General features: G+C 37.6%; 2 protein-coding genes and 2 pseudogenes. 2 read left to right on the top strand and 2 right to left on the bottom strand.

The genetic code is table 11. The features are described 5' to 3' along the window. Window positions 1-573 precede the first annotated feature (573 nt). Together AFK68_RS05430 and AFK68_RS05425 are read left to right on the top strand one after the other, a co-directional pair. Window positions 574-1,215, top strand: a pseudogene (locus tag AFK68_RS05430) (alpha-amylase family glycosyl hydrolase); the annotation flags it as partial. 1 nt (window position 1,216) lies between these two features. Then, the coding region (locus tag AFK68_RS05425; protein WP_094671904.1) for an alpha-amylase at window positions 1,217-2,200 on the top strand (984 nt) is incomplete at its 5' end. A gap of 689 nt (window positions 2,201-2,889) precedes the next feature. On the opposite strand, the gene AFK68_RS36315 is transcribed toward AFK68_RS05425, so the two are convergent. Together AFK68_RS36315 and AFK68_RS38180 are read right to left on the bottom strand one after the other, a co-directional pair. Beyond that, the gene (locus tag AFK68_RS36315) at window positions 2,890-3,120 is read right to left on the bottom strand and encodes a hypothetical protein (protein WP_094671903.1); all 231 of its coding nucleotides are present in this window, start codon (window positions 3,118-3,120) and stop codon (window positions 2,890-2,892) included. 67 nt (window positions 3,121-3,187) lie between these two features. Beyond that, window positions 3,188-3,487 (bottom strand): annotated as a pseudogene (locus tag AFK68_RS38180) (hypothetical protein); the annotation flags it as partial.

Here is a 3,487-nt window from a genome sequence, read left to right as displayed (position 1 = left end):
CCCCAACTCCCCAACTCCCCAACTCCCCAACTCTGAAATAGATAAAGTTTTTGAGAAATGGTATAAGCTCTTAAAGGTATTTAACAATTCTGGTGTTGGGTTTCGCTACTGCTCTACCCAACCTACATTTTTAGGCGTGTTGGTCTAGTAGTGGATTGTCTCAGCTAAAATAGTGGAATATATTTTGGGGAAAAGCTTGAATTTACAAAGGTTTAAGCAATTTTCCTCAAGCATCATTTTAGCTGTGTCGGTCTAGTAGTGGATTGTCTCAGCTAAAATGTTGCAATAGTAGGGGCGGGTTGTAGTTTAAATTAACGAGTTTAACTACCAGATAAAATAAACCTGCCCCAAATATAGCGTTTCCCAAGAAGCGTGAAGTACAGTTATCTTTTTATCTTTTCATTACTCCCTATTCCCTATTCCCTATTCCCTATTCCCTGTTCCCTGTTCCCTCAAAGCTAGAATTTTGTACCTCACCATTATGAGAACTGCTATATCTAACTACACAAATACTATTGCCTCACCTCTACTAAAAAGCCATAATTATATTGGCAATTATCAGGATTTCCCAAAATGGCAGCAATTAATGGCGTAATGATGCAATATTTCCACTGGTATATTGACCCAAATCTGATCCTGTGGAATGAAGTAAAAAGTAAGGCCCAAGAATTAGCAGATGTAGGCTTTACTGCTATGTGGTTACCACCAGCTTACAAAGGTATTGGGGGGACTTATGATGTGGGATATGGGGTTTACGATATGTATGACCTGGGGGAATTTGACCAAAAAGGTACGGTTAGAACAAAATATGGCGATCGCCAACAATATCTAGATGCTATTCAAGCTCTACATAATGTTGGTATTGATGTTTATGCTGATGGAGTTCTCAACCACCGTATGGGTGCTGATGGAACAGAAATTGTTAAAGCTACTCCTTTTTCTAAGGATGACCGCATTCATCCCAAGGGTGGAATGCGTAATATTAAAGGTTATACTCATTTTCCGTTTCCTGGTCGGCAAAAAAAGTATTCTGACTTTGAGTGGCATTGGTGGCATTTTGATGCGGTTGATTATGATGACTATAGCAAGGAACAAAATACTATATATCTATTTGAAGGGAAAAGTTTTGATGATTATGTGGCGTTGGAGAAAGGAAATTTTGCTTACCTAATGGGAGCTGACGTTGACTTCCAGAGTAAAGAAGTTCGGGATGAANGTTGATTATGATGACTATAGCAAGGAACAAAATACTATATATCTATTTGAAGGGAAAAGTTTTGATGATTATGTGGCGTTGGAGAAAGGAAATTTTGCTTACCTAATGGGAGCTGACGTTGACTTCCAGAGTAAAGAAGTTCGGGATGAAGTGATACGTTGGGGTAAGTGGTATATAGAAACTACGGGAGTGGATGGTTTCCGTCTAGATGCTATCAAACATATTTCATCTTGGTTTTTTCCTCTGTGGATAGATGTATTAGAACATCATTTTCAGAAGGATTTATTTATGGTGGGGGAATATTGGTACAACGATATTGGTACGTTGCACTGGTATATTAATTCGGTTGGTGGCAGAATGTCTGTGTTTGATGTTCCTCTACATTACAATTTTTACTATGCGAGTAAGGCAGGCGGACATTATGATATGCGTTATATTCTCAATGGTACTTTGATGCAGGAACGTCCGGTCAATGCTGTGACTTTTGTGGAAAACCATGACTCCCAACCTTTACAAGCATTGGAGGCTCCTGTTGAACCTTGGTTTAAGCCTTTAGCTTATGCGATTATTTTGTTGCGTCGTGAAGGATATCCTTGTGTTTTTTATGCTGACTATTATGGCGCAGAGTATGAAGATTATGGGAAAGATGGCAACCGTTACAATATTTTCTTACCTTCCCACCGTTGGATAATTGATAAGTTACTTTTTGCCCGGAAATATTATGCTTATGGGGCACAATATGATTATTTCGATCATTACAATACTGTCGGTTGGACTCGTTTGGGTAATGAGGAACATCCCAAAGCAATGGCTGTAATTATGAGTGACAACGTTCCAGGTTACAAATGGATGGAAGTAGGTAAAGCTAATGCTAAGTTTTATGACCTCACTGAACATATTAAGGAACCTATTTATACTAATGAGTGGGGTTGGGCAGAGTTTCGTTGTAATGGTGGGTCAGTTTCTGTTTGGTTGGAAGAATAAAGTTATAAAGTAGGTTTGCCAGGAGGTGGGTTTAATAGTTGATATTACACGTTAATTCACCCCTGGCTAATTTTTCAATAATTAATAATTAACAATTAATAATTAATAATTATAGCAGGGAACAGGGAACAGGGAACAGGGAACAGTTGGAAAAGTGTTTCCGTGGTCTTTGATTCATCATCAGTCTATGTCCTAATNCAGGGAACAGGGAACAGGGAACAGGGAACAGTTGGAAAAGTGTTTCCGTGGTCTTTGATTCATCATCAGTCTATGTCCTAATCGCCCTGGCTGTTGCTATAATATAAAATCCGGTTATACAGTAATCGCAAAATTACTTTCTCTTAATACAGATTTTCTAGCGTGGGCGAATTTAAAAATTCATGCTCTAAATCTTTTCTTTCTGCTGACTCCTGACTTCTGAGTTCTAAATCTTTTCTTTCTCCTGACTCCTGTACGGGCAATTTCCTACGGAATGCTCTGCAAACGCGTTTACGAAGTATTCCGGAACGGAAATCGTCCCTACGACTCCTGACTCCTAGAGCTATACGATAAGTATTTAACCGGATTCTATATAACAATTAATAATTACCTCTTTGTAAAAAGAAGAAGATTGTTTAAAAGGAAAATTTTTTCTTTTTTCCTCCCATATAGGGGGCGCTTGAAACCTTAGTTTTTGGGTAAATTTGATATTATTCAGAATACAGTTTTTGCGATTCATCTGTGGAGGCAAGATTGGGAATTTGAGAAACAATAGCCTCTAATAATTTCACATCATTTATTTCTGAAATCTCCGAGAAAATCGCCATACCTTCATCACTAAACTTGAGTTTTAATCCTATTTCAATTGTCAATAATAGTGCCTGTTTAATTTGAGTATCTTTTTGGAATATTTCAAGATTTTTTTCTACGGCTAATACCAAATTGATAAATCTTCGCTACAAATATTTAGGTTACTGCTTAGGAGTCAGGAGAGGTAGGGGCGATTTCCTACGGAATGCTGCGCAAACGCGAATCGCCCGTACAGGAGTCAGAATGAATAAATTTGAGACTATTTTTTATGTTATAATCGTCTTTTTTGTCAAATAAACATTTACTGTAAAACCTTTTAATAGTTGTTATTATTGGTAACATTCTTTTTTCAAAATGGTATAATTCAGCCCCGGTTTTAATTACATTTCCATCAGCATCACACCACCGCAACCAAGTACCGTTAAGATTTTCAAATACACCATTCCACAGAGTTATATCATGTCTGGTTGAATACTTATGATTAAGATAGTAGGGGAG

Origin of the sequence: Hydrocoleum sp. CS-953, from assembly GCF_002260545.1 — a bacterium.
Taxonomy (GTDB): domain Bacteria; phylum Cyanobacteriota; class Cyanobacteriia; order Cyanobacteriales; family Microcoleaceae; genus Trichodesmium.
This window is presented reverse-complemented; position numbering and strand designations above follow the sequence as displayed.